The following is a 24,952-nucleotide window of genomic DNA, read 5'->3' on the forward strand; positions in this document are numbered from 1 at the left end:
ACGACCGTCCGCCGGATACAAAGGATCGCCATTGACTGTCCAATCTCCGCCACCCGTGGCAACAGAAACCTTCACCGACGCGGCCGCCGCGGTGGCCCGGCTCGAAGAGATCTACGAGCGCAATACCGCTTTCCTGCGCGGCCATTTCGAGGCCTATGCCAACGGCGTCGTGCCGGCGACACGGATCCGCGCGACCTATCCCTTCGTGCGGCTGACCACCGCAAGTCACGCCCGGCTCGACTCGCGTCTCGCCTATGGCTTCGTCGCGGGGCCCGGCGTGCACGAGACCAGCGTCACGCGGCCGGACCTGTTCCGCTCGTACCTGACCGAGCAGATCCGCCTGTTGATCGAGAATCATGGCGTGCCGGTCGAGATCGGCGAGTCGGCCGAGCCGATCCCGGTGCATTTCGCCTATCGCCGCGACATCAACATCGAGACGGCGCTTCCGCACCACGAGAGCCCGCTGGTGACGCGCTCGCTGCGCGACGTGTTCGACGCTCCGGATCTTGCGACCATGGACGATGCGATCGCCGACGGCACGCTCGGACTGAAGCCCGGCATGCCCGAGCCGCTGTCGCTGTTTCGCGCCGCGCGCGTCGACTACTCGCTGCGCCGGCTCTATCACTACACCGGGACCGATCCCGACCATTTCCAGAACTTCGTGATCTTCACGAACTACCAGTTCTATGTCGACGCCTTCGCGGATTGGGGCCGCCAGCAACTGGCGGCCGGGCAGGGCGCAGCCGAGGCCTTCGTCGAGCCGGGCAACGTCATCACCCGCAATGCCCGTCTCGGCGGCGGCACCACCGGCTCCGCGCCGGCGCGCACGCCGCAGATGCCGGCGCTTCATCTCGTCGAGCCGGGGCACCAGGGCATCACGCTGATCAACATCGGTACCGGTCCGTCGAACGCGCGTAACGTCACCGACCACATCGCGGTGCTGCGGCCGCATGCCTGGCTGATGGTCGGCCACTGCGCGGGGCTGCGCAACACGCAGCGGCTCGGCGATTACGTGCTGGCACACGGCTATGTCCGCGAGGACCATGTGCTCGACCAGGAGCTGCCACCCTGGGTGCCGATCCCGGCGCTCGCCGAGGTGCAGGTCGCGCTCGAGGAGGCCGTGGAGACGGTCACCGGCTATTCCGGGTTCGAGCTGAAGCGGGTGATGCGCACGGGCACCGTGGCCAGCGTCGACAACCGCAATTGGGAGATCTCCGGCCCGGCCGTGATCCATCGCCTCTCGCAGTCGCGCGCCATCGCGCTCGACATGGAGTCGGCCACAATCGCCGCCAACGGCTATCGTTTCCGCGTGCCCTACGGCACCTTGCTCTGCGTCTCCGACAAGCCGTTGCATGGCGAGATCAAGCTCGCCGGCATGGCGAGCGACTTCTATCGCCAGCGTGTCGGCCAGCATCTCCAGATCGGGCTGAAGGCGCTGGAGCTCTTGAAGCATCAGGAGTCGGAGCGGCTGCATTCGCGCAAGCTGCGCAGCTTCGCGGAGGTGGCCTTCCAGTAGCGGCCTTTGGCCGCCTGGGATTAGCGACTCCGGCGCTCGTCGAAGGCCTGCCGCGCCTGCTCGACCTCCGGCATCTTGGCGATGGTCCAGGCATAGAGCGCGCGGAACGGGGGCTGCAGGGTACGGCCGAGCGGCGTGATCTCGTACTGAACCGCGACCGGCGAGTCCGCGATCACCTCGCGGGCGACGAGGCCGTTGCGCTCGAGCCGGCGCAGGCATTGCGTCAGCGCCTTCTGGGTGACGCCCTCGAGCTGCTTCTTGATCGCGTTGAAGCGCAGTGGACCGGAGTCCAGCACGGCCAGCACCATCATCGACCATTTGTCGGCGATCTGGTCGATCAGCACCCGGCTCGGGCATTCCGACGAGAAGTGCTGCGGCTTGCAGCGGAGCGGGGCGCTCTGTGATGTTGATGCGGCGGTCACGACAGCAGTTTCCTCCGATATACCTGAGCGACTTCGGGTGCCTGATTGACTTCAGGTTTACGAAGTATACTGGAGCGGTTCCGAACGCAATGGAGCCCCCTGAATGTCCGACCTCGATACCAGCGTGCTGTTTCGTCCGTTTCGCCTGAAGTCGCTGGAGCTGAAGAACCGCATCGTCATGGCGCCGATGACCCGCAACGCCGCGCCGAACGGCGTTCCCGGCGAGGCCAACGCTGCCTATTACCGCCGCCGCGCCGAAGGTGGCGTGGGGCTGATCCTCACCGAGGGCACGGTCGTCAACCGCCCGGCCTCGCGCAACGAGCCCAATATTCCCTTCTTCCACGGCGATGCCGCGCTGGCGGGCTGGCAGAACGTGGCGAGCGCCGTGCACACCGCCGGCGGCCGCATCGCGCCACAGATCTGGCACACCGGCTCGACCAAGGGCATGAGCCGCTGGGAGCCCGATGCGCCGGTCGAGAGCCCATCCGGGCTGGTTGCGCCCGGCAAGCCGCGCGGCAACGCGATGACCGAGAACGACATCGCCGACACCGTTGCCGCATTCGCGCAAGCCGCGGCCGACGCCAAGCGCACGGGCTTCGACGCCGTCGAGATCCATGGTGCGCACGGCTATCTGGTCGACGAGTTCTTCTGGTCCGGCACCAACCAGCGCGAGGACCGCTATGGCGGCGCCACCATCAAGGAGCGCTCCCGCTTTGCCGGCGAGATCGTCGCCGCGATCCGCAAGGCGGTGGGTCCCGATTTCCCGATCATCCTGCGCGTCAGCCAGTGGAAGCAGCAGGACTATGCGGCGCGCCTCGCCGAGACGCCGGCGCTGATGGCCGACTGGCTGCAGCCGCTGGTCGCGGCCGGCGTCGACATCCTGCACTGCTCGCAGCGCCGCTTCTGGGAGCCGGAATTCCCGGACGTCGACGGCGAGAAGGGCCTGAACTTCGCCGGCTGGGCCAAGAAGATCACGGGCGCTGCGACCATCAGCGTCGGCTCGGTCGGCTTGTCCGATGAATTCTTCTCGGCCTTCGCCGGCAAGCCGTCGACGACGGCCGATCTCGATGCGCTGCTGGAGCGCATGGCCAAGGAGGAGTTCGACCTCATTGCGGTCGGCCGCGCGCTGATCAGCGATGCCGAATGGGTTGCCAAGATCAAGGCCGGCGACAAGGCGGGCCTGAAGGGCTTCAGCGCAGCGGATCTCGGCGCGCTGGTTTGAGCTCTTGTAGACCCGTTGGTGCCCCTCGTCCGGCGTAAGCGGGGCGAGGGGGCGTACCGTCAGCGAGGCGCGAGCTCGAGCCTGCCATTAGTCCTCGCGATGACTAATGCACCGTCAGCTCGAGATACATCGGGCTGCGGAAGGTCGAAGACGGCATCCAGGGCAGTTGCTCCTGGGTGCGGCGATAGTCCGGCACGACCTTGTGCAGCTCGTCGAACGCGATCTTGATCGCCATGCGCGCGATCGCCGATCCCAGACAGGCGTGCACGCCGCCGCCGAAGCCGAGATGGCCGCGTGGCTTGCGCCTGATGTCATAAACATCCGGATTGGGAAACTGCCGCTCGTCGCGGTTGGCGGAGCCGTAGGCGAGGCAGACGAAATCGCCCTCGCGCATGGTCTGGCCGTGCAGGGTGACGTCCTTCTGCAGGCAGCGGCGGAAGCGCTGCGCCGAGGTGTTGTAGCGCAGTGACTCTTCCACGGCGTCCGCCATCAGGTCGGGATTGGCGACGACCGCCCGGCGCGCCTCCGCGTGATCGGCGAGATTATACGCCAGCATCGTCATGAAACCGCCGAGCGACTCGATGCCGGCCATGATCAGCGTGGTCGTCGTCAGCAGCACCTCGCGCTCGTCGAGCTTGTCGCCGTCGATCTCGGCCATGCTGAAGTGCGAGATCAGGTCGTTCTGCGGCCGCGCGCGGCGCTCCGCGATGATGCCGGCCGCATAGTCCTGCATCCAGTTGTAGGCTGCGATGTGCTGCGGTCCCTTGGCGCGGCTCACCGGATCGCTCTGCACCATCAGCACCGCCTTGTCGCGCACCGTCTGCTCGTCGCCGAGCGGCAGGCCGAGCGCGGCGAACAACACGCGCACGGTGAATTTCGACGAGAATGCCTCGATGAAGTCGAACCGGTCCTGGCCGCGCAGCGCCTCGGCGCAGTCGCGCGCGATGTCGCGGATCGGGCCTGACAGGCTCTCCAGATTGCGCTTCATGAAGGCGTGCTGGACGAGGCCGCGCAGCCGGTCGTGGCGTGGCGGGTCGGTGGTGCCGAGCGTCGCGCCGGCACGGTTCGGCAGCTCGGTCATCAGGTTGCCCTTGGCCGACGAATAGGTCTGCCAGTTCGTTCCAGCCGCCGCCACATCGGCATAGCGCGACAGGATCCACACCTGGGCCTGCGGACTCCAGAAGCAGGGGTGCTCGTCGCGCAGCGTCTTGTAGAACGGGAACGGGTCGGCATCGACCGCAGGCGAATACGGGTCGAACGCGAACATGTTGGGCCTCCTCTCCATTGAGTGTGGTCGTTGTTGTTCTTTTCACTGATCTAGCCGAGCCTTGGCCGCGGCGTGAGACACGAAAGCCGGCCAAGACTTGTACTTTTCCGACATTCAGGGTTAGCTCTCGCTCATGCCCCGCTTTCGCACCAAGCCGTCGATCCCCGCGTTCGCGCTGTACGGCGAAGCGTCGGCCGCGCAGCCGGACATGCTGCATGTCGAGCCGATCCAGGTGCGCAGCAAGCTGTATCGCTGGGAGATCGAGGCGCACACCCATCATGGCCTCCACCAGATCCTCTGGGTCGCTGCCGGTCCGGCCGAGATCGCCTTGGACGAAAGCCGCGAGCGCTGTACCGGCCCGGTCGCCGTGATCATTCCCCCCGGCGTCGTCCATGCCTTCCGCTTCTCGCGCGACACCGACGGCTATGTGCTGACGTTCAATCCGCGGGCGGTGGTGGAGGGCGACGTCCCGGCGACCGGCGAGGCGTTGCGCGACTTGTTTGCAGCGCCGCAAATCCTGCATCTCGACGCGCAGGCGGTCGCGACGCGGCGCATCGCCGCGCTGTTCGTCGACCTCGCCGACGAGTTCGCCGCGGCAGATTCCGCGGCCTCGCCGGTGCCGCATTGGCTCGGACGCTCGATCGTGTGGCGGCTGGCGCAGCAGAGCGCGCGGCAGTCGCAAGGCGCGCGGCGCGGCAGCGGGCATGCGGCGCTGTTCACCCGCTTCATCGTGCTGGTCGAGGCGCATCACCGCGATCACTGGTCGGTGGCGCGCTACGCCGACGAACTCGGCATGACGCCGGAGCGGCTCAATCGGTTGACGCGGGCCGAGACCGGCCAGTCGGCGCTCGACATCGTGCATGCGCGTCTCGCGCGCGAGGCGTGCCGGCGGCTCACCTATATTGCGGCGCCGGTGTCGAAGCTGGCGTTCGAGCTCGGTTTCAAGGACCCGGCCTATTTCTGCCGCTTCTTCAAGCGGCACACCGGGGCGAGCCCGCGCGACTATCGCCGTGCGATGGGCGTCGGAGACGACGCGCCGCCGGCAGGCTGATCGGCGCCGCCCCATACCATTGCGGCGTTCGTTGTGCATCGCGGCATGGTGTCGGAAAAGTGCAAGAGAATGCCGCGTCCATCCAAGTGATCCCTGCGCATTCCTTGCTAAAATCCGCGACTGAAAAGCATACCCAAACAAGCCTGCGTCTGCGAATCCGGGAGAACACGCCCATGAAAGTCCAAGTCTGCATCATCGGCGGAGGCCCGTCGGGCCTGATGCTGTCGCAGCTCCTGCATCTGCAGGGCATCGATACGATCATCCTGGAGAAATCCAGCCGCGACTACGTGCTGTCGCGCATCCGTGCCGGCGTGCTCGAGCACGGCTTTGCCGAGCTGATGCGCGAGGCGCAGTGCGGCGAGCGCATGGACCGCGAGGGCGAGATCCATCACGGTTTCTACATCGCCCATGACGGCAAGCTCGACCGTGTCGACCTGCACAAATATTCCGGCGGCAACTCGGTGATGGTCTACGGCCAGACCGAGCTGACGCGCGATCTCTACGAGGCCCGCGACAAGCTCGGCGGCAAGGTCGTGCACAACGCGACCGACGTGACGCCGCACGACATTGCCTCCGACAAGCCCTACGTCACCTACCGTCAGGACGAGGAGGTCGTCCGCATCGACTGCGACTACATCATCGGCGCCGACGGCTTTCATGGCGTCAGCCGCAAGTCGATCCCGCACGACAAGCTGACGGAATACGAGCGGGTGTACCCGTTCGGCTGGCTCGGCGTGCTGTCGCGCACCAAGCCGGTGTCGCCGGAGCTGATCTATGCCAAGCACGAGCGCGGCTTTGCGCTGTGCTCGCTGCGCTCGCAGGTGCTGAGCCGGTACTATGTCCAGGTGCCGCTCACCGACAAGGTCGAGGACTGGAGCGACGACGCGTTCTGGGAGGAGCTGAAGCGCCGGCTGCCGGCGGAGATCGCTGGCCGTCTGATCACCGGACCGTCGATCGAGAAGAGCATCGCGCCGCTGCGCAGCTTCGTCGCGGAGCCGATGCGCTACGGCAGGCTGTTCCTGGCCGGCGACGCCGCCCATATCGTGCCGCCGACCGGCGCGCGCGGGCTGAACTCGGCTGCGTCCGACATCTATTATCTCTATCACGCGCTGCTCGACCACTACAAGAAAGGCGACGATCGCGGCATCGACGGCTACTCGCAGCGGGCGCTGGCGCGGATCTGGAAGGCGCAGCGCTTCTCCTGGTGGATGACGACGCTCTTGCATCGTTTCCCCGACCGGCTGTCCTACGACGACAGACTGCAGGACACCGAGCTCGCCTATCTGTTCTCGTCCGAGGCCGCGCAGCGGTCGCTGGCGGAGAACTATGTCGGGCTGCCGTTCTGAGCGAGGTCAACGCGACGCAGTTCGCCTGCGCTGCCTGATGGCACCACGCATCAGTAGCCTCGCTGTCGTCCCGGCGAACGCCGGGACCCATACCCAGGGAGCGGTTTGAGGCAGGCTGGCGATTGGCTTTGTGCCCATCCGCCTGCGGCTGCTTCGGCTGGTGCAACTTCGCTCAGCTCGAGATGGAGGGGGCAAACGATCCGGGACGCGCTGTCGGGATTGGCGCCGGCTGCCTCAGTCTGTCGGCTTCCCCGCCCGCCCTCAAAAATGAGTTGCGTACCTCAAAAACCGCGCTATGGTCCTCAACCCAAAGGGGAGGAGCATGAACGCGCCGCTGACATTGCGGGATATTGCGCGGCAGGCGGGCGTGAGCCTCGCCACTGTGGATCGCGTGCTGCACAACCGGCCGGGCGTGCGCCCGGATACGGTGCGACGCGTCAAGGACGCGATGGAGCGCAGCGCGTTCCAGCCGCATGCGGCGGCCTCCGAACTCGCCCGTGCCCGCGCGCGGCGCTTTGCCTTCGTGATGCCGTCCGGCGCCAATCCCTTCATGCAGCAGATTCAGGCGCATCTCGGCGATCTGACGAGCTGGATGGCCGCGCGCCGGCTCACGGTCGATGTGGTCACGACGGACGTGTTCGATGCGGCCGTGCTGGCCGCGAAGCTCGAGCAGCTCGTCGGTCAGGTCGACGGCGTCGCGGTGGTGGCGCTCGATCATCCGAGCGTGCGCGCGGCGATCAACGATCTCGTCGAGTCCGGCGCCAAGGTGGTGACGCTGGTGTCGGACGTGCCGTCGTCGCGACGGCATCATTATGTCGGCATCGACAACATCGCCGCCGGCCGCACCGCGGGCGCGCTGGTCGGACGCTTCGCCGGTGGCAGGGCGGGGCGGGTCGCGATCATGGCCGGCTCGCAAAGCCTGCGCGATCATGCCGAGCGCATCTTCGGCTTCGGCCAGGTCCTGGCGGCGGAGTTTCGGCAACTTGAGGTTTTGCCGGTCGCTGAGGGGCATGACGTGGACGATCGCTCAGAGCACCTCATGCGCAAGCTGCTGACCGAGCATCGCGACATCGTCGGGCTCTACAATGTCGGCGCTGGCACGGCCGGCGTCGCCAAGGCGCTGACCGAGTCGGGGCGCGCCGACGACATCGTGTTCGTCGGCCACGACGTGACGGCACTGACGCGCAAGCTGCTGTTGAACGGCGTGATGGACGCGGCGATTTCGCAGAACCCGGGACACGAGGCGCGCTCCGCGGTGCGCGTGCTCCTGGCGCTGGCGCGCGGCGAGCCGATCCTGAGCGAACAGGAGACGATCCGCATCGACATCGTGATGCGGGACAATCTGCCGTGAGCGGATGGCCGCGATGACGCGGTCGGCCTGAGCACGGAATGAGAAGAGACCGAGGTGCTGGTTTCGAGGCGACGGCAGATCGCCGAAGCGCCTTGCGGTCGGTGGGAGGAGTGGAGACGTGTTTCTCGGACTGGATGTCGGCACATCCGGCGTGAAGGCCGTGCTGGAGGACGAGACGGGCGCGCTGATCGCGAGCGCCGCGCGGCCGCTGGCGCTGTCGCATCCGCAGCCGCTGTGGTCCGAGCAGAATCCGGATCACTGGGTCGAGGCCGTCATCGGCGCGGTCGATGATCTCGCGCGGGAGCGTCCGCGCGAGACCGCTGCCGTCAGCGGCATCGGCCTGTCCGGCCAGATGCACGGCGCGACCTTGCTGAACCGCACCGGTCGGCCGCTGCGGCCAGCGATCCTTTGGAATGACGGCCGCTCGCAGGCCGAATGCGCCGAGCTCGAACGCCGCTGTCCCGAACTGCACGCCATCGCCGGCAACCTCGCGATGCCCGGCTTCACCGCGCCGAAGCTCGTCTGGGTGGCGAAGCACGAGCCGAAGATATTTGCCGAGGTCGCGAAGGTGCTGCTGCCGAAGGCCTATGTGCGCTATCGGCTGTCCGGCGAGATGGTCGAGGACATGTCGGATGCGGCGGGCACCCTGTGGCTCGATGTCGGCGCGCGGCGCTGGTCGGAGAAACTGCTGGCGGCGACCGGGCTCGGTCTCGATCACATGCCGCGCCTCGTCGAGGGCAACGAGCGCAGCGCCGTGTTGTCGCCCGAGCTGACGCGGCGCTGGGGCATGGGGGCTGACGTCGTGATCGCGGGCGGCGCGGGCGACAACGCGGCGAGCGCAATCGGGCTCGGCGCCATCACGCCCGGCGATGCCTTCCTGTCGCTCGGCACATCAGGCGTGCTGTTCCGGGTGACCGACCGCTTCGCGCCAGCGCCGGAAGCGGCCGTGCATGCGTTCTGCCATGCGCTCGGCGGTCTCTGGCATCAGATGGGCGTGATGCTGTCGGCCGCGGCCTCGCTGGCGTGGCTGGCGCGCCTTCTCGAGGCGCCGGAAGCCGCGCTGCTGGCGCCGCTCGGTATCAGCGTCGAACGACCGAGCCCGGTGCAGTTCCTGCCTTATCTCGACGGCGAGCGCACGCCGCACAACGATGCCCATGCCGCCGGCGCCTTGGTCGGCCTGCGCAGCGCAGCCGGCCGCGGTGATCTCGTGCAGGCGGTGCTGGAGGGCGTGGCGTTTGCCTCACGCGACATGTTCGCCGCGCTCGCGCGCAGCGCGCAGCCGATCACAGAGCTCGATCTCGTCGGCGGCGGCTCGCGCTCTTTGTTGTGGGCGCAGATCATGGCCGACGTGCTTGGCGTCACCGTGCACCGGGTCGAGGAGGGCGAGGTCGGCGCCGCCATCGGCGCCGCGCGGCTCGGCCGTCTTGCCGCGACCGGCGCAGCACCGGCCGATGTCTGCCGCAAGCCGCAGCGGCTGCAGAGTTTCGAACCCCGCGCCCCGCAGCGTGCGGCATATGACGCCGCCTACGCGCAATGGCGCAAGCTCTATCCTGCTCTCAAGGAGTAACGTCGTGAACGTCCAGGCCCCCTTCTTCCAGACCGGCGCGACCGTCAGCTATGGCGGGCCCGAGTCACGCAGCCCGCTGTCGTTCCGTTGGTACGACAAGGATCGCGTCATCCGGGGCAAGCGGATGGAGGATCATCTGCGCTTCGCGGTCTGCTACTGGCATTCGTTCTGCTGGCCGGGCAGCGATCCGTTCGGCGGCGAGACCTTCCTGCGGCCGTGGCAGCATGGCGACGACGCGATGGCGATGGCGCGGGCCAAGGCCGACGTGGCGTTCGAGTTGTTCCGGCTGCTCGACGTGCCGTTCTTCACCTTCCACGACGTCGATGCGGCGCCGGAAGGCGCGACGCTGAAGGAGTCGGTTGCCAATCTCAATGCGATCGGCGATCTGTTCGAGCAGAAGATGGCGTCTGCCAAGGTGCGGCTGCTGTGGGGCACCGCCAATCTGTTCTCGCATCGCCGCTACATGGCGGGCGCCGCGACCAATCCGGATCCGGACGTGTTCACCTACGCGGCGGGACAGGTGCGTGCCGCACTCGAGGTGACGCATCGTCTCGGCGGCGCCAACTACGTGCTGTGGGGCGGCCGCGAGGGCTACGAGACCCTGCTCAACACCGACATGAAGCGCGAGCTCGACCAGCTCGGCCGCTTCGTCGCGCTGGTCGTCGAGCACAAGCACAAGATCGGCTTCAAGGGCCCGCTGCTGATCGAGCCGAAGCCGAAGGAGCCGACCAAGCACCAGTATGATTTCGACGTCGCCACCTGCTACGGCTTCCTGCAGCGCTATGACCTTTTGAACGACGTCAAGCTCAACATCGAGCAGAACCACGCCATCCTCGCCGGTCATTCGTTCCAGCACGAGATCGCGCTGGCGCAGGCGCTCGGCGTGTTCGGCTCCCTCGACATCAACCGCGGCGACGATCTGCTCGGCTGGGACACCGACCAGTTCGCGATGAACGTGCCGGAGCTGGCGCTGGTGTTCCACGACATGCTCAAGGGCGGCGGCTTCACCACGGGCGGGCTGAATTTCGACGCCAAGATCCGCCGGCAGTCGATCGATCCGGATGACCTGCTGCACGCCCATGTCGGCTCGATGGATGCCTGCGCGCGGGCGCTGATCGCCGCCGACGAGATGCTGACCGACAGTGCGCTGACCGCGCCGCTGGCGCGGCGCTACGCCGGCTGGGACGGCGACGAGGGGCAGGCGATCCTCGCCGGCCGCCGCTCGCTCGCCGAGCTCGCCGACCGCGCCGTCAACACCGGCCTCGATCCGCAGCCGCGGTCCGGCCGGCAGGAATATCTCGAAAGCGTGGTGAACCGCTATGTCTGACGACAGCAGCCTGCGCACGATGACGAATGACGCTGAGCGCGCCGTGATGAGCACCGCCGCGCAGCCGGTCCTTGAGCTGAAGGGCATCGGCAAGCAGTTCGGCGCGATCCGCGCGCTGCAGGGCGTGGATCTTTCGATCGGCTCCGGCGAGGTCGTCGGCCTGATGGGCGATAACGGCGCCGGCAAGTCCACGCTGGTGCGGATCATCGCCGGCAATTTTCCGCCGAGCCAGGGCACGATCCATTTCGGCGGCCGCGAGGTGCATTTCCATCGCCCGATGGATTCGCGCAGCGTCGGCATCGAGGTCGTGTACCAGGACCTCGCGCTCGCCAACAACCTCACGGCAGCGGCCAACGTGTTTCTCGGCCGCGAGCTGAAGCGCAATTTCGGCCCGCTGGTGCTGCTCGACCACAAGGGCATGGAGGCGCGCGCGCTGGAGCTGTTTCGCGAGCTGCGCTCCGAGACGCGGCCGCACGATCTCGTCAAGGACATGTCGGGCGGCCAGCGCCAGGCGGTGGCGATCGCGCGGACGCGGCTGTCCAACGCCAGACTGGTGATGATGGACGAGCCGACCGCGGCGATCTCGGTGCGCCAGGTCGAGCAGGTGCTGAGCCTGATCCATCGCCTGAAGGAACAGGGTATCGCCGTCATCCTGATCTCGCACCGCATGCCTGACATCTTCGCGGTGTGCGATCGCGTCGTGGTGATGCGCCGCGGCGAGAAGAAGGCCGACAAGCCGGTCGGCGAGACCAGCCCCGAGGAAGTGACCGCGCTGATCACTGGCGCCAAGGAGGCGGCGTGATGTCCGTTCCATCCGAGACCAGCTCCGCCGGCACCGACGTCACCTTCACCAATGTCGGCGTCATCAGATGGTGGCACCGCGGCGTATTCGCCTCGCAGACGGCCTACGTTACGCTGGCGCTCATCGCCCTCATCATCGTGATGAGCTTCGCCAGTCCCTATTTTCTGACCGAAGGCAATCTGCAGAACGTCGCCAAGAACTTCTCCTTCATCGCCATCGCGACGCTCGGCATCACCTTCGTCATCATCACCGGCGGCATCGACCTGTCGGTCGGCTCGATGATGTGTTTCGCGGCGATGATCACCTCGATGGTGATGACGACGCTATCGACGCCGGGGATGCCGCTGTCGTCGCTGTTCGTGCATCTCGCCGCGGACGGCAAGACCGTGGTCGCGAACGTGCCCGGCCTGATCCTGATCGTCTCGGTGCTGGCAGGCCTGGCGGTTTCGCTGGTCGTCGGCCTGATCAACGGCGTCTGCATCGCCTTGCTCGGGCTGTCGCCGTTCGTGACCACGCTCGGCATGCTGTCGATCGTGCGCGGTCTCAGCTACGTGATCTCGAACGGCAAGGGCAGCTTCCCCGGCGGCCCCGACGCCGATTATTTCTATGCGCTGACGCAGGGCGATGTGTACGGCGTGCCGGCGCCCTTCATCTATCTCATCGTGCTGGCGCTGGTGATGGCGCTGGTGCTGCACCACACCGCGTTCGGCCGCCACGTGTTCGCGATCGGCGGCAACGAGAAGGCCGCGGAGCTCACCGGCGTCTCCGTGCCCCGGGTGAAGATCGAGGTCTATGTGATCGGCGCGCTTGCCGCCGGCCTGCAGGGCATCATCATCTCGGGCTGGCTCGGATCGGCGCCCGCGAACATGGCGACGTCCTACGAGCTCAACGTGATCGCCGCGGCCGTGATCGGCGGCGCCAACCTCGCCGGTGGTCTCGGTGGTCCGCTCGGCGCCATCGTCGGCTGCGTCCTGCTTGAGGTGATCCGTAACGGGCTGGTGCTGGCGCAGGTCAACTCCTACTGGCAGCAGACCCTGGTCGGCGTGATCATCATCGCCGCCGTGCTTGTGGATCGTATCCGCGCGCGCCTGCTGTGACGAATACTGGCCGGGGTGACAATCGCGTCTATCCTCACCCGGAACAGACAATGATCAGGGATAGACATGGAGGAGGGAAACCCATGAAGAAGCTGCTCTATGCGGTCGCATCGCTCGCGATTTTGATGGCCCCGGCGCAGGCCGAGACCAAATACCGCTTCGCCATCGTGCCGAAGGCGATGAACAATCCGTTCTTCGACGTCGCGCGCGACGGCTGTCTGAAGCGCGCCAAGGAGCTCGGCAATGTCGAGTGCATCTACAAGGGCCCGGTCGAGCACGAGCCGGCCACGCAGGCGCAGATCATCCAGGACTTCATCACCCAGAAGGTCGACGGCCTCGCCATCTCGGTCGCCGACGTTCCATCGATGACGAAATCGATCGAGGCGGCGACGGCGGCCGGCATTCCCGTCATCACCTTCGACGCCGATGCGCCGGGCTCGAAGCGCATTGCCTATATCGGTACCAACAACAAGGACTTCGGCCTCGCGCTCGGCAAGCAGCTCCGCGAGCTCCGGCCTGAGGGCGGCAAGTACGCCGTCGTCTCCGGCGGTCCCGGCGCCAAGAACCTTGCCGAGCGCGTCGACGGCGTGCGCGAGGCGCTGAAGGGCTCGAAGTGGACGGAAGTGGCGGGCTCGCCGACCTTCTGCAACGACGATCCCGCGCTCGCCGTGCAGCAGATGGCCGATCTGCGCACCGCGACGCCGGATCTCGGCGCCATCGTGCCGATCGGCGGCTGGCCGATGTTCGCGCCCGAGGGCTACAAGGCCTTCGTCAACAAGAACCGCAAGGACATCGACGCTGGCAAGCTGACGCTGGTCGTTGCCGATACGCTGAAGATGCAGCTCGAGCTGCTGCGCGACGGCTATTCCAACGCGCTGACCGGCCAGCGTCCGTTCGAGATGGGCGAGAAGGCGATGGACACGCTGCTCGCGATCAAGAAGGGCGAGAAGGTGCCGGAGGTGATCTACACCGGCCTCGACCTCGTCACCAAGGACAACGTCGCCAAGCTTTTGAACTGAGTTCCTCCCGGGGAAAACCTGGCGGTCCGGCAACCGGCTTCGGCCGGCGGCTGGGCCGCCCTTTTTTGCTTGGGGATGCTTTTGGTACCCGCGGACCGGACATGACGGTTGTGATCAATCGAAACGCTGCGGCGTACTGGATGCCCTGCTTGCGCAGGCAATGACGACAGAGGCTGGAGCGGCCGCCTGCACTCGACTACGGGCACAATTGACAGACGGAAATATCTGACTTAAGTCAGATATTATGCTCGACCCCATCTCCCGCGTCCGCCGCTTCAACCGCGCCGTCACCTCGGAGGTCGGCGCGCTCGACACCTCGTTCCTCGGGCGCGGTCGGCCGCTCGGGGCGGCCCGCGTGCTCAATGCAATCGGCCATGGCCGCAGCGACGTGGCCGAGCTGCGCGACTATCTCGCACTCGATTCCGGGCTGATGAGCCGGCTGCTGCGCAGCCTGGAGGAGGAGGGGCTGGTGATGACCAGGCCGCATCCCGACGACGCGCGCCGCCGCATCGCCAGGCTCACAGCCGCCGGGCGGCGCGAATTCGAGGCCTATGAGACGCTCTCCAACGCTCAGGCCGAATCGATGCTGGCGCGTCACGGGCAGCCCGAAGCGCTCTTGGCGGCGATGGACCTGGTCGCGGCCGCGCTGGGACGCAGCCGCATCGCCATCGACGAGGTTGATCCGCGCGGCGAGCAGTCGCGCTACTGCCTCGGCGAGTACTACGCCGAGCTGTCGCGGCGCTTCGAACGCGGCTTCGATGTGTCGCTGTCGCGCGATCCCGATGCCTTGGACATGATGGCGCCGCGCGGGGCTTTCTTCGTGGCGTTGTCCGACGGCCTGCCGCTCGGCTGTGTCGGGCTGAAGGGCAGCGGCGGCGATGTCGCCGAGATCAAGCGGCTCTGGGTCGCGCCCGCCGCGCGCGGCCTCGGCCTCGGCCGCCGCCTGATGGACGCGGCCGAAGAGGCTGCCCGCACGCTCTCGATCAGCATTCTTCGCCTCGACACCAACAGCGCGCTCGCCGAGGCCGTCCAGCTCTATCGCCGCGCCGGCTGGACGGAGATCGACCGCTTCAACGACGATCCCTATCCGGACCTGTTCTTCGAGAAGCAGCTCTAAGATTGATCTCGCGCGGCGCCTGCGCCCCGCCGTTCTCCAGTCCAGCCACGGACCAGATCGCCCTGTTCGGCGTTAAGCGATGAGCAACTGGTAGGGTGGTGGAATGCGGGCCTTCGGGGGAGCTTGCGACGGAAGGGCGCGCCTTGAGTCCGATTCGTTGCCCGATCCTGCCCCAATTGCGGCGAGGGGGGCCCGATGACATGAGGACGCGCCTTCGCCTCACTTCACCCCAAGACATGATCGAGCGTATAGATCGTCCTGCGCCGATCGCGCCGGCGGAACAGCAATAACGAATTGGGATAGGGCATGGTGACACGATCCACGGCGGCTCAGAACCTTGCAGCGATGCGGCGTCGGGGAGCGGTCCTGATGACTGTCGCGGCCGCCACCGTGCTGGCTCTGCAAGGTTCCGAGGCCCGCGCGCGACAGGCACGTCCGGCGCCGGTGATCGAGGCGACGGCGCCGCGTGCGCATGGCGATCCGATCATGGCGATCGTGTCGATCAAGACCCAGAAGGTGACGTTCTACGACGCCGATGGCTGGATCTGGCGCGCACCGGTGTCGACCGGCGTCTCGGGCCGCGAGACGCCGGCCGGCGTGTTCGCCATCATCGAGAAGGACAAGGACCACCACTCGACTCTTTACGACGATGCCTGGATGCCGAACATGCAGCGCATCACCTGGAACGGGGTGGCGCTGCATGGCGGGCCGCTGCCCGGCTATGCCGCCTCGCATGGCTGCGTCCGCATGCCCTATGGCTTTGCCGAGAAGCTGTTCGACCGGACCTGGATCGGCATGCGGGTGATCATCGCGCCGGGTGACCCGGCGCCCGTCGAGTTCTCCCATCCCGCCTTGTTCGTGCCGAATGCGCAGGCGCTCGCCGCGGTGCCCTCGCGGGCCGCGACGCTCGGCCGCGAGGCCGAGGACGCCGCCAGGAGCGCCGACGAGGCCAAGGCGGCGGCTGCCGCGGCCGAGCGCGAGGCCAAGGCTCTGAAGGCGTCCTTGCGCAAGCTGGAGCAGGCCAAGGCGCGCGCCGAGGCCGAGCTCAAATTCGCCGACAGGAAGTTGGCCGCCGCCAAGACCGATCAGGCCAGGACGCTGGCCGAGGATGCGGAGCAGAAGGCCGCCGCCAAGGCGACCGACGCGGCAGCGCAGCTCGAGGCCGCCAAGTCGGACGCGACTGCGAAGCTCGCTGCGGCGACCTCGACCAAGGATGCTGCCAAGGCGGCGGCGGCCAGGAAGTCCGATGCGAGCAAGGCTGCGACGGACGCCAGGCTCGCGACCGAGCCGGTCTCGGTCTATATCAGCCGTTCGACGCAGATGCTCTATGTCAGGCGCAACACGCACAAGCCGGCCCCCGATGGCGGCGGCGAGGTGTTCGACACCTCGATCGAGGCGCCGGTGACCATCCGCGATCCCGACCGGCCGATCGGAACGCATGTGTTCACCGCGGTGGCGCAGAACGGCGCGGAGCTGCGCTGGACGGCGGTGACCATCGACGACGGCGACACCGCCAAGGACGCGCTCGACCGCATCACCATTCCGAAGGACGTGCTCGACCGGATCGCGCCGACGGCCGTGCCGCGCTCCTCGATCATCGTCTCGGACGAGCCGCTGTCGAGCGAGACCAATTACCGGACCGAGTTCGTCGCGGTGCTGAGCAACCAGCCGCAGGGCGGCTTCATCACGCGCCGGCCGACGACCAATGTCGACGTCGTCGCCAGCGGGGACGAATATGACGATGGCTTCGGCAGCTTCTTCCAGCGCAGCTGGGATGGCCAGCCCGTCGCGGCGCCGCGCCGTCGCGGTCCGCCTCCGACCTACTACCGGCCGGTGCAGCCGGGCTGGTGGTGACCAGCCGGCCTGATGCCTGACCGCGGTTCGCGGGTCAGGCCGGATGGCGCTTCAAATCAGTTGCGACCTGCGGGGATGACGCCGGGCCACTGCATCAAGAAGGGCTGCGGCTCGTGCTGCGCCTCGGTCGCGCGCGCCACGCGCCTGACACGGTGAGGCCTGCGGGAGATCGAGCTGGTCGCCTCGCGAGCGGTCTCGATGCGCGTCAACTGCTGACGCATCTCGCCGGTGGAGGTCCGGAGCTGCTCGATGGTCATGTCGCTGTTCGCGGCCGCAGTGCGCAGCCCGCTCAGCTCGGTCGCCGCATCTTCCTGGGCGCCGCGGAGGCGGATCGTCTGGCGCTTCAGCAGCGCGAGATCGGATTCGATCTTGTCGGCCGTATCGCGGCGGCGCGCCTCGGTCTCGTCGGCGGCGGTGCGCAAGACGGCTAGGCCCGTTTCGGCGGTGGTGAGGCTGGCGCGCAATTGCAGAAGCTCGCCGGAGGTGTCGCTTTGGCGGTCGCGCAGCTGGGCGGTCTCGGCCTTGAGCTGCGCCAGCTCCGAGGTCAGCGTGGCGACGCGGCTCTCGAGCGAAGGCGCTCCGGTGCCGAAGGAGAAGCTGTTGGCGCCGCCGCTGCTCCACCACATCGCACCGGCGCTGGCGACGAGCGCCAGGCTCAGGACAATTCGTAGAGAGGCCGTGCCGCTGCTCGGCGGGGCGTCCGGCGTCTTGGTGGATCTGCGCATCGACGGGTCTCCGGGATTTGATGGAGACAATTATGATCATATTAAGGTTGCCAATGTTCTAAGCGCGCCGCTCCCGCGGAACATTTCATCCACGTAGTTTTGCGGAATGAGCTCTCGCAGCCTCGAGTTGTGAGCATGACCGGCGGCGCTCAGGAGTGCCGATGCAGGGACGGCGATGATCCGGCCCGGATCGCTGGCATGCAAATCGGATCCGTCGGAAAAGGCTTCGTGCGTCCTCGGGATCGTGATCTAAATCGCGCATGTCCGACATTCCGCCCACCGCCGCACCGCCGGCATTCGACGTGCTCGCCGAGGCCATCGGGCAGCGCCGCTCGGTCTATGGCCATATCAGCGGGCTCAGGATGGATCGCTTCGCGCCCGGCGAAGCCTGGTCGACCCTGCCTTATCGTCCCGTGTTCGTCGGTGACAGCGAAACCGGGGTGATCCATGGCGGCGTCGTCACCGCGATGCTCGACGAGAGCTGCGGCATGGCGGTGCAGCTTGCGCTCGACGGCAGCCGGGCGATCGCCACGCTCGATCTGCGCATCGACTATCAGAAGCCGGCGACCCCCGGTCTCGACATCAAGGCCCATGCGGTCTGCTTCCGCGTCACGCGCTCGATCGCGTTCGTGCGCGCCACCGCCTATCAGGAGGAGGAGACCGCACCGGTCGCCACCGCGACCGCCTGCTTCATGATTGGCGCCAACCGCACCAACATGCTGACCGACCGGGCGGCCTTCGACGGCGCGCCACCGCCGCTCGACGCCCCGGACGATCCGGCGGGGCCGTTTCCCACCAGTCCGTTCGCGCGCTGCCTCGGCATCCGCTTCGCCGAGAACGACACGCTGGTGATGCCCTTCTCGCGCCGGATCATCGGCAATCCCGTGCTGCCTGCGATCCATGGCGGCATGACCGGTGCGTTTCTCGAGACCGCAGCGATCGTCACCGTGATGCGCGAGCTCGGCGCCACGGCGCCGCCGAAGCCGGTCGGCCTCACCATCAACTATCTGAGGTCGGGGCGCGCGCTCGACACCGTCGCATCGGCGTCGATCGTCAAGCAGGGGCGCCGCGTCGTCGCCTTCGAGGCCCGCGCCTGGCAGGACGATGCGACGAAGCCGATCGCCACCGCCTTCGGCCATTTCATGCTACGACCGGCGCCAGGGCAGGAGCAGGATTGAGGGAGACCGGGTCGCGAGACACGATCAGGCCTTGCGCAGGATCTTGTCCATTGCCTTTCCCCGCGCCAGCTCATCGACCAGCTTGTCCAGGTAGCGGATCTCCCGCATCGTCGGTTCCTCGACATCCTCCACGCGGACGCCGCAGATCATGCCCTTGATCAGGGTCCGCGCCGGATTCATCGCTGGCGCCTGTGCGAAGAAGGTCTCGAAGTCCGTCTGACGCTCCAACCGGATCTCAAGCTCGCTTTGGCCATAGCCCGTCAGCCAGCAGATCACCTGATCGACCTCTGCCTTGGTGCGTCCCTTCTTCTCGGCCTTCGCGACGTACAATCGGTACACGCTCGCGAAGCTCGTCGTGTAGATGCGGTGTTTTGCCATGCTGACTCCATCGGATCGTAGGTGAGGCATGTCGGGTCTGCGAGGGCGACGGCACGGCACGAGCGCGTGCTTCATGTCCGCGTTTCGGATCGTCGGACAGCACGTTCGTTCGCACATGTCGGAAACGGACGCTAGCCCGGCAGGAACATCGGAAACGACACCCCGAGCGACCACGCCAGGATCAGGCCGAGACCGAGGCCTTCGGCCATCGGCGAGCAGGTCCTGCGACCGACACAGCCGCCGATCAGTCCGAACACGATGAAGAACAGCACGATCACGGGGATGATGATGAGCAGGAAGAACAGTCGCTTGAGGTCGAGCGCGACTGCCCCGCCCAACGAGGCCAGGAAGGCGGTGCGGATCCACACGGTGCGCCACAGCGCGGCGTGGCCGCCCCTGTTGGCGATGCAATCCGCCAGCATGTAGGGCACCGCGCCCATTGCGATCGCTGCGATGATCGGCAGGCGCGCCGCGATCGGCATGAACGAGGCGACGTAGCGGTCGAGCGCGCCACCGAAGCCGCAGATGCCGTAGGCGGCCAGCGCCAGCGCCGCGAGCCAGGCCACGCGGCCGAAGTGAACGCCCTGCGCGCGTAGCAGTATGAGCGACAGCGTGCCGTACACGAAGAGATGTACGGCGAGGTAGTCGGCGATCAGAACGGGCAGGAAGCGAGTCTCGACGAACCTCAGGACGATCGGTGTCGTCACCGCCGGCACCAGCGTGGCGATCGCAAGACTGCGCAGCGGAATTGTCGGCGGCGGCGCATCACCCTTCGGCAGCAGCTCGGCCAAGGGCCACGCCAGCAGCACGATGCCGGCGAGCAGCAGCGCGATCGCACCGCCAGTCGAAGCGACCGGGCCGCTGCTGGCGCGGCCGAACGCCCGATCGAGCCAGTCGCGCGCCTCGCGCAGTGCGGTCGTCGAATACAGCACGCTGACGTGTTCGACTCCGGGCGCGACCACGGCGTGGCGTCCGCCGTTTGCGGCGGGATCGCCCACGGTGTCGCCCTCGCGCGCGGCGGGATCGGCGAGCCGGAGGTTGCGCAGCGCATCCCGGCGCAGGGCCGCCTCCCATTCGCCTGTGATGATCAGCAGATTGCGCGGCGCGCTCGCCGTGACGGCCTCGGAAAACATCGAGATCGCCACCGTCGCCCTGATACGCGGATCGGCCAGCGCCTGGCGGACGATGATGTCGGAAGCCATCGAGTGTCCGAGCAGGGCGACCCGGCCGTCGTTCCCCGGCAGGGACAGCGCGGCGTCGGTGACGCGGCCGATCTCGCGCATCAGCTTCTTCGTCGTGCCGTCGACGCGCGTGACGTCGCCCGACATCGGCGTCGGATTGCGGCCATGCCCCTCGAAGTCGAACGAGACCGCGACATAGCCCGCGCGCGCCAATGTCAGCGCATAGGCCTCCATGAACTGGCGTGAGCCCGCAAAGCCGTGGGCAATGACGACCACGGGCGCCGCAGCCGCGTCGTCGCGCCGATAGACGGTGATGGGGGTGGTGCCTGCCTGCAGCGGGGTGATCGTGATGCCCGCGCGCTCGGCTTCGAGGCGCCAGATCCCGGCGACGCAGAGCGCGAGGCCGGCAAGCGCTGCGGCCAGCAGGGCTGCCCCGCGCAAACCGATGGCGTCTCGTCTGCGCGGCGCAGCGTCCATGATCGGCTCCGTTTGCAGCCGAAACTAGCGCAGGAATTGGTGCGGTAACAGCGACGGCGCAGGCGAGCGGCACCGGCGCAATCGAACGAAACGCACGCCGCTTCGTTGACAACGCCGCCGGAGCGATATTCGGTGACCCCCGTTCAGCGGCGACAAGGAGGATGCATGAAACCGGAAGTCATCTGCCTGATGGCGTCGAGCGTCGACGGCCGGACCCTGCCGAGCCGCTGGCGTCCGAAGGGATCGGGCGATCTGTTCGAGCAGGTGCATGACAAGCTCGGCGGCGACGCCTGGCTGATCGGCCGCGTCACCGGCCAGGAATTCGCCAAGGGCTCGGCCTATCCGGCCGAGACGACGGAGCGATTCCCGCGCACCCATTGGATCGCGCGCCGCGATGCCAAGGCCTACGGCATCGTGCTCGATCCCCATGGCAAGATCTGCTGGGGTCGCTCCGACATCGGCGGCGATCCGATCGTCGTCGTGCTGACCGAGGCCGTGTCGGATGCGCATCTTTCGGGACTGCGCGGCGAGGGCGTGTCGTACATCTTCGCCGGCCAGGCGAAGCTCGATCTTTCGCGCGTGCTCGAGATCCTCGCGCAGGAGCTCGGCGTGAAACGCCTGCTGCTCGAAGGCGGTGGCGGTGCCAACGGCGCGTTCCTTCGCGCGGGCCTGGTCGACGAGTTCAACCTCGTTCTGTGTCCGGCGGTGGATGGCGCCAAGGGGGCGCCCAGCGTGTTCGATTCGACGGAAGCCGAGTCCGGCGAGCGTGGCCCGATCACGGCAATGACGCTCGAAAGCAGCACGGCGCTGGAGGGCGGCGCGCTGTGGCTGCGCTACAAGATCACCAACGGCTCGGCCTTGCCGGCCCAGGCAAGTCATGGCTGAGCGGCGAATGCACATCATCATCGTCGGGGCCGGTGCCGCGGGCCTGATGGCGGCGCGCGAACTGGCCCGCGCAGGCCAGCAGGTGACGCTGCTGGAGGCGCGCGATCGCTGCGGCGGGCGCATCCATCCGCTGCCCGCGAGCAGGTTCGGATATCGCGCGGATGCCGGTGCGGAATTCATCCATGGCGAGGCGCCCGTCACCCACGCGCTGATGGCCGAGGCGGGGCTCACCTCGACGCCGGTCGATGGCGCGCGCTGGTACGTGACGGATGGCGCGTTCTCGCGCGAGGATCCCGCTGATCGGCAGATGCGCCAGTTGCACCGCGTGGCGCGGCAGCTCGACGAGGATATGACCGTGACGGCGCTGCTCGATCGGCATTTCGCCGGCGCGGAGTTTGCCGCCCTGCGCAAGTCGGTCTTGGGGATGGTGCAGGGCTATGACGCGGCCGATCCCGGTCGTGCCAGCGTGTTCGCGCTGCGCGACGAATGGATGGGCGGTGAGCGCGGCGCTCAGGCGCGCATCGTCGGCGGCTACGCGGCGCTGCTCGATCATCTCCTGGCGGAGTGCCGGGCGCATGGCGTGAAGATGCTGCTCGAGGCGGTGGTCCGCGCGGTGGAGAGCTCCGATGATGGTGTCGTCGTGCGCTTGGCTGACGGCCGTGCGCAGCGCGGTGATCTCGTCATCCTGACCGTGCCGCTGCCGCTGCTGCGAACCATCGCGCTGCCGCCGGCCATGCGCCCGCAATTGGCCGCAGCCGAAACCATCGGCTTCGGCAACGTTATCAAGCTGCTGCTTCGCTTCGAGCGTCGCTGGTGGCGAGAGGCCCGGACCGAGGACCTTTCCGACATGCTGTTCGTGCTGTCCGATGCCGACGTGCCGGTGTGGTGGACGCAGCATCCGAACGATGACGCGGTGTTGACCGGCTGGCTCGCCGGGCCGCCGGCCGGCGCCTTCGCCGCGTGCGACGAGGCCGCGCTGATCGAAAACGGGCTTTCGGCGCTCGCGGACATCTTCGCACAGCCGGCGGGCTTGCTGAAGCAGCAGCTCGTCGCGTCGCATGTCACGGATTGGGCGAAGGATCCGTTCGCGCGCGGGGCCTATTCCTATGCGACGCTGACATCCCACGAGGCGCAGGATACGCTTTCGCGCTGCGACGGCGGACGGGTGCTGATCTCCGGCGAAGCGCTGTATCGCGGACGCGACATGGGAACGGTCGAGGCGGCGCTGGCGAGTGGGCAACAAACAGCGCGGCGCATCCTCGCGATGTGATCGGGCCGTGTTCAACACGTTGCGCCCGTGCGCCCACGGCGCTAGCATTCGCCGGTCACCATGGAGAGGATCACCATGCTCGACCACGTCGGCTTCCCTGTCTCCGACTTCGCCCGCGCCAAGGCGTTCTATGCGGCCGCCCTGGCGCCGCTCGGCTATGTCCTGATGATGGAGATCACCGACGCGCAGACCGGCGGCCACGGTGATCACGCCGGCTTCGGCGACGGCCGTCCGGATTTCTGGATCGGCACCGGCGGGACGGCCGCGACCTCGACGCATGTCGCGTTCCACGCCAAGGATCGCGCCACGGTCGATGCGTTCTATCAAGCGGCGATCGCCGCAGGCGGAATGGACAACGGCGCGCCTGGACTGCGGCCGCATTATCACGAGAACTATTACGGCGCGTTCGTGCGCGACGCCGACGGCAACAACATCGAGGCGGTGTGCCACGCGCCGGCGTGAGGGCCGCTCACCCCTCGGGATGAGTCAGGCCATCACCGGCATGTGCTCGGCGGCCGCGGCCAAGCTCGGCGCGACCACGATCTCGAGCTGCTGGCGCAGCCAGCGGTGCATCGGATCTTCGTGGTGGCGCAAGTGCCAGACCATGTACATCGGCATCGCCGGGCAGGGGACGGGCACCGGCGCCACCGCCAGGCCGCGCAGCATGTAGGCGCGCAGCAGGCTCGGCAGGGTCGCGATCATGCGGCTGCCGCGCAGGAACGGGCCGATGCCGCCGAAGCCCGGCACCTGCGCCGCGAACCGCCTGACGAGGCCGCGCTCGGCCAGGACCTCGTCGATGTCGAGCCGGCGCCGCGGCTCGTACAGTACCGTGACATGGTCGCTGGCGAGATAGTCCTCCAGGCTCTGCGGCGGCTCGCGCTGGCTCGCATCGTAGAACACGCGATAGCTGTCCTCGAACAGCCGCTTCTGCAGGATGTCGCTGCCCTCGGGCGGTCGCGGCGTGATGATGAGCTGACAGTGCTCCTCGCGCAGCATTTCCGGCGTCGGTGCGCCGGAAGGGATCACGCGCAGGCTGAGGCCCGGCGCCTGCGCGCGGGCATAGCGCAGCAGCGACGGCAGCAGCAGGTCGCGCTGCAGATCATTGGCCGCGATCGTCACCTGCGCGGAGATTTTCGCCGGCTCGAACGCAGCGGTGTGCGAGAAGCTCCGGAGATCGTCGAGCAGCGCGCGGGCGCGCAGCGCCAGGAGCTGCGCATGCGCGGTCGGCACGATGCCGCGGCCGGACTTCACGAACAGCGGATCTCCGGTGATCGTGCGCAGCTTGTCGAGCAGATGGCTGACGGCCGACTGCGTGACTCCGAGCCGCTGTGCCGCGCGGGTGACCGAGCCTTCCTCGATGACGGCGAGCAGGAGCTGCAGCAGGTGGCCGTCGAGGTCCAAATGATCGAATTGGCTCATGGATCGGATCGGTCGCGCGGCCTTTATTGACGGTGTCTGTCGGCGATACTGGCGGGCACGAACGGCGCCGCGTTTGATCCAGATCAAGCGCGGCCGTCCGAAACACGCCCAGGGGAGGCTCAGATGTCCACCACGTCAGCCCGGCAGCCCGTGCCCGGCACCACCATCTTCGACGGCGAGCAGGCCCGCAAAGGCTACGCCCTCAACAAGATGTGCTACTCGTTCAACGATGCCGCCAACCGCAAGGCGTTCGTCGCCGACGAGGACGGCTATTGCGCCAAATACGGCCTCAATGCACAGCAGCGCGCGGCGATCAGGAGCCGCAACGTGCTGGAGCTGATCGAGGCCGGCGGCAACGCCTACTACCTCGCCAAGTTCGCCGGCATCTTCGGGCTCGACATGCAGGACATCGGCGCGCAGCAGACCGGGCTGACGAAAGAGCAGTTCAAGGCCAAGCTTCTGGCGGCGAGGGGGTAATCGT

23 protein-coding genes are annotated in these 24,952 nt (G+C 67.5%); 17 read left to right on the top strand and 6 right to left on the bottom strand.

Annotation, left to right across the window (positions count from 1 at the left end):
- Window positions 1-31: 31 nt before the first annotated feature.
- Window positions 32-1,516, top strand: coding sequence for an AMP nucleosidase (locus QW863_RS15550; protein WP_315715638.1), 1,485 nt, complete (start codon window positions 32-34; stop codon window positions 1,514-1,516).
- A 20-nt stretch (window positions 1,517-1,536) separates the two neighbouring features.
- Here QW863_RS15550 and QW863_RS15555 read toward each other — a convergent pair whose 3' ends face one another.
- A complete protein-coding gene (locus tag QW863_RS15555; RefSeq protein ID WP_409977936.1) occupies window positions 1,537-1,860 on the bottom strand; it encodes a winged helix-turn-helix transcriptional regulator in 324 nt (107 codons plus the stop codon).
- Window positions 1,861-2,041: 181 nt separating this feature from the next.
- On the opposite strand from QW863_RS15555, the gene QW863_RS15560 reads away from it, so the two are divergent.
- The gene (locus QW863_RS15560; RefSeq protein ID WP_315767957.1) at window positions 2,042-3,160 is read left to right on the top strand and encodes an NADH:flavin oxidoreductase; all 1,119 of its coding nucleotides are present in this window, start codon (window positions 2,042-2,044) and stop codon (window positions 3,158-3,160) included.
- Between the two features lie 103 nt (window positions 3,161-3,263).
- On the opposite strand, the gene QW863_RS15565 is transcribed toward QW863_RS15560, so the two are convergent.
- Entirely contained in the window at window positions 3,264-4,427 is a 1,164-nt protein-coding gene (locus QW863_RS15565) for a cytochrome P450 (protein WP_315767959.1), read from the bottom strand.
- Window positions 4,428-4,560: 133 nt separating this feature from the next.
- Here QW863_RS15565 and QW863_RS15570 point away from each other — a divergent pair, with 133 nt between their 5' ends.
- The 10 genes from QW863_RS15570 to QW863_RS15615 all read left to right on the top strand — a co-directional run bounded on the left by QW863_RS15570 (window position 4,561) and on the right by QW863_RS15615 (window position 16,958).
- The gene (locus QW863_RS15570) at window positions 4,561-5,478 is read left to right on the top strand and encodes a helix-turn-helix domain-containing protein (RefSeq protein WP_315767961.1); all 918 of its coding nucleotides are present in this window, start codon (window positions 4,561-4,563) and stop codon (window positions 5,476-5,478) included.
- Between the two features lie 173 nt (window positions 5,479-5,651).
- Window positions 5,652-6,824, top strand: coding sequence for a 4-hydroxybenzoate 3-monooxygenase (gene pobA, locus QW863_RS15575; RefSeq protein ID WP_315767963.1), 1,173 nt, complete (start codon window positions 5,652-5,654; stop codon window positions 6,822-6,824).
- Window positions 6,825-7,146: 322 nt separating this feature from the next.
- Complete coding sequence (locus tag QW863_RS15580; RefSeq protein WP_315767965.1) at window positions 7,147-8,175, top strand: LacI family DNA-binding transcriptional regulator; 1,029 nt, start codon at window positions 7,147-7,149, stop codon at window positions 8,173-8,175.
- Between the two features lie 118 nt (window positions 8,176-8,293).
- Entirely contained in the window at window positions 8,294-9,742 is a 1,449-nt protein-coding gene (gene xylB / locus QW863_RS15585) for a xylulokinase (protein ID WP_315767967.1), read from the top strand.
- A 4-nt stretch (window positions 9,743-9,746) separates the two neighbouring features.
- Window positions 9,747-11,069: a xylose isomerase gene (gene xylA / locus QW863_RS15590; RefSeq protein ID WP_315767971.1), complete on the top strand. Its 1,323-nt coding sequence runs from the start codon at window positions 9,747-9,749 to the stop codon at window positions 11,067-11,069.
- Between the two features lie 46 nt (window positions 11,070-11,115).
- On the top strand, window positions 11,116-11,871 hold the full coding sequence (locus tag QW863_RS15595) for an ATP-binding cassette domain-containing protein (RefSeq protein WP_315768001.1): 756 nt from the start codon (window positions 11,116-11,118) through the stop codon (window positions 11,869-11,871).
- Window positions 11,871-12,968, top strand: a complete 1,098-nt coding sequence (locus QW863_RS15600) for an ABC transporter permease (protein ID WP_315751980.1) — start codon at window positions 11,871-11,873, stop codon at window positions 12,966-12,968. The genes QW863_RS15595 and QW863_RS15600 overlap by 1 nt, the downstream gene beginning before the upstream one ends.
- Window positions 12,969-13,051: 83 nt before the next feature.
- Window positions 13,052-13,987 carry a sugar-binding protein gene (locus QW863_RS15605; RefSeq protein WP_315715648.1) on the top strand — a complete coding sequence of 312 codons (936 nt, stop codon included), beginning with the start codon at window positions 13,052-13,054 and terminating at the stop codon, window positions 13,985-13,987.
- Window positions 13,988-14,231: 244 nt separating this feature from the next.
- A complete protein-coding gene (locus QW863_RS15610; protein ID WP_315715649.1) occupies window positions 14,232-15,104 on the top strand; it encodes a helix-turn-helix domain-containing GNAT family N-acetyltransferase in 873 nt (290 codons plus the stop codon).
- A gap of 306 nt (window positions 15,105-15,410) precedes the next feature.
- Entirely contained in the window at window positions 15,411-16,958 is a 1,548-nt protein-coding gene (locus QW863_RS15615; protein WP_315715651.1) for a L,D-transpeptidase, read from the top strand.
- A gap of 56 nt (window positions 16,959-17,014) precedes the next feature.
- Here the strand turns inward: QW863_RS15615 and QW863_RS15620 are convergent, their stop codons facing one another.
- Entirely contained in the window at window positions 17,015-17,683 is a 669-nt protein-coding gene (locus QW863_RS15620; RefSeq protein ID WP_315715652.1) for a hypothetical protein, read from the bottom strand.
- A gap of 260 nt (window positions 17,684-17,943) precedes the next feature.
- Between QW863_RS15620 and QW863_RS15625 the strand changes: the two genes are divergently transcribed.
- Window positions 17,944-18,861: a PaaI family thioesterase gene (locus tag QW863_RS15625; RefSeq protein WP_315715653.1), complete on the top strand. Its 918-nt coding sequence runs from the start codon at window positions 17,944-17,946 to the stop codon at window positions 18,859-18,861.
- A 24-nt stretch (window positions 18,862-18,885) separates the two neighbouring features.
- Here QW863_RS15625 and QW863_RS15630 read toward each other — a convergent pair whose 3' ends face one another.
- Together QW863_RS15630 and QW863_RS15635 are read right to left on the bottom strand one after the other, a co-directional pair.
- Window positions 18,886-19,239 (bottom strand): DUF2200 domain-containing protein, encoded by a 354-nt coding sequence (locus tag QW863_RS15630; RefSeq protein ID WP_315715654.1) that lies wholly within the window; start codon window positions 19,237-19,239, stop codon window positions 18,886-18,888.
- A 131-nt stretch (window positions 19,240-19,370) separates the two neighbouring features.
- Window positions 19,371-20,897 carry an alpha/beta fold hydrolase gene (locus QW863_RS15635; protein ID WP_315715655.1) on the bottom strand — a complete coding sequence of 509 codons (1,527 nt, stop codon included), beginning with the start codon at window positions 20,895-20,897 and terminating at the stop codon, window positions 19,371-19,373.
- Between the two features lie 165 nt (window positions 20,898-21,062).
- Between QW863_RS15635 and QW863_RS15640 the strand changes: the two genes are divergently transcribed.
- The 3 genes from QW863_RS15640 (at window position 21,063) to QW863_RS15650 (ending at window position 23,514) form a co-directional block, all read left to right on the top strand.
- The gene (locus QW863_RS15640; RefSeq protein WP_315715656.1) at window positions 21,063-21,782 is read left to right on the top strand and encodes a RibD family protein; all 720 of its coding nucleotides are present in this window, start codon (window positions 21,063-21,065) and stop codon (window positions 21,780-21,782) included.
- Complete coding sequence (locus tag QW863_RS15645; protein ID WP_315715657.1) at window positions 21,775-23,052, top strand: NAD(P)/FAD-dependent oxidoreductase; 1,278 nt, start codon at window positions 21,775-21,777, stop codon at window positions 23,050-23,052. Before QW863_RS15640 ends, QW863_RS15645 begins: the two co-directional genes overlap by 8 nt.
- A 75-nt stretch (window positions 23,053-23,127) precedes the next feature.
- On the top strand, window positions 23,128-23,514 hold the full coding sequence (locus QW863_RS15650; protein WP_315715658.1) for a VOC family protein: 387 nt from the start codon (window positions 23,128-23,130) through the stop codon (window positions 23,512-23,514).
- A gap of 24 nt (window positions 23,515-23,538) precedes the next feature.
- Here the strand turns inward: QW863_RS15650 and QW863_RS15655 are convergent, their stop codons facing one another.
- Window positions 23,539-24,471: a LysR family transcriptional regulator gene (locus tag QW863_RS15655; RefSeq protein ID WP_315715659.1), complete on the bottom strand. Its 933-nt coding sequence runs from the start codon at window positions 24,469-24,471 to the stop codon at window positions 23,539-23,541.
- Between the two features lie 123 nt (window positions 24,472-24,594).
- Between QW863_RS15655 and QW863_RS15660 the strand changes: the two genes are divergently transcribed.
- On the top strand, window positions 24,595-24,948 hold the full coding sequence (locus tag QW863_RS15660; RefSeq protein WP_315715660.1) for a protocatechuate 4,5-dioxygenase subunit alpha: 354 nt from the start codon (window positions 24,595-24,597) through the stop codon (window positions 24,946-24,948).
- Window positions 24,949-24,952: the final 4 nt, after the last annotated feature.

Origin of the sequence: Bradyrhizobium sp. SZCCHNR1017, from assembly GCF_032381375.1 — a bacterium.
GTDB lineage: Bacteria > Pseudomonadota > Alphaproteobacteria > Rhizobiales > Xanthobacteraceae > Bradyrhizobium.

Excerpts from the sequence above, each read along its gene's own strand:
- QW863_RS15560 (WP_315767957.1), top strand. The coding sequence starts at position 2,042 with ATGTCCGACCTCGATACCAGCGTGCTGTTTCGTCCGTTTCGCCTGAAG.
- QW863_RS15565 (WP_315767959.1), bottom strand. The coding sequence starts at position 4,427 with ATGTTCGCGTTCGACCCGTATTCGCCTGCGGTCGATGCCGACCCGTTC.
- QW863_RS15570 (WP_315767961.1), top strand. The coding sequence starts at position 4,561 with ATGCCCCGCTTTCGCACCAAGCCGTCGATCCCCGCGTTCGCGCTGTAC.
- pobA (WP_315767963.1), top strand. The coding sequence starts at position 5,652 with ATGAAAGTCCAAGTCTGCATCATCGGCGGAGGCCCGTCGGGCCTGATG.
- QW863_RS15580 (WP_315767965.1), top strand. The coding sequence starts at position 7,147 with ATGAACGCGCCGCTGACATTGCGGGATATTGCGCGGCAGGCGGGCGTG.
- QW863_RS15595 (WP_315768001.1), top strand. The coding sequence starts at position 11,116 with ATGAGCACCGCCGCGCAGCCGGTCCTTGAGCTGAAGGGCATCGGCAAG.
- QW863_RS15600 (WP_315751980.1), top strand. The coding sequence starts at position 11,871 with ATGTCCGTTCCATCCGAGACCAGCTCCGCCGGCACCGACGTCACCTTC.
- QW863_RS15605 (WP_315715648.1), top strand. The coding sequence starts at position 13,052 with ATGAAGAAGCTGCTCTATGCGGTCGCATCGCTCGCGATTTTGATGGCC.
- QW863_RS15610 (WP_315715649.1), top strand. The coding sequence starts at position 14,232 with ATGCTCGACCCCATCTCCCGCGTCCGCCGCTTCAACCGCGCCGTCACC.
- QW863_RS15615 (WP_315715651.1), top strand. The coding sequence starts at position 15,411 with ATGGTGACACGATCCACGGCGGCTCAGAACCTTGCAGCGATGCGGCGT.
- QW863_RS15620 (WP_315715652.1), bottom strand. The coding sequence starts at position 17,683 with ATGCGCAGATCCACCAAGACGCCGGACGCCCCGCCGAGCAGCGGCACG.
- QW863_RS15625 (WP_315715653.1), top strand. The coding sequence starts at position 17,944 with ATGTCCGACATTCCGCCCACCGCCGCACCGCCGGCATTCGACGTGCTC.
- QW863_RS15630 (WP_315715654.1), bottom strand. The coding sequence starts at position 19,239 with ATGGCAAAACACCGCATCTACACGACGAGCTTCGCGAGCGTGTACCGA.
- QW863_RS15635 (WP_315715655.1), bottom strand. The coding sequence starts at position 20,897 with ATGGACGCTGCGCCGCGCAGACGAGACGCCATCGGTTTGCGCGGGGCA.
- QW863_RS15640 (WP_315715656.1), top strand. The coding sequence starts at position 21,063 with ATGAAACCGGAAGTCATCTGCCTGATGGCGTCGAGCGTCGACGGCCGG.
- QW863_RS15645 (WP_315715657.1), top strand. The coding sequence starts at position 21,775 with ATGGCTGAGCGGCGAATGCACATCATCATCGTCGGGGCCGGTGCCGCG.
- QW863_RS15650 (WP_315715658.1), top strand. The coding sequence starts at position 23,128 with ATGCTCGACCACGTCGGCTTCCCTGTCTCCGACTTCGCCCGCGCCAAG.
- QW863_RS15655 (WP_315715659.1), bottom strand. The coding sequence starts at position 24,471 with ATGAGCCAATTCGATCATTTGGACCTCGACGGCCACCTGCTGCAGCTC.
- QW863_RS15660 (WP_315715660.1), top strand. The coding sequence starts at position 24,595 with ATGTCCACCACGTCAGCCCGGCAGCCCGTGCCCGGCACCACCATCTTC.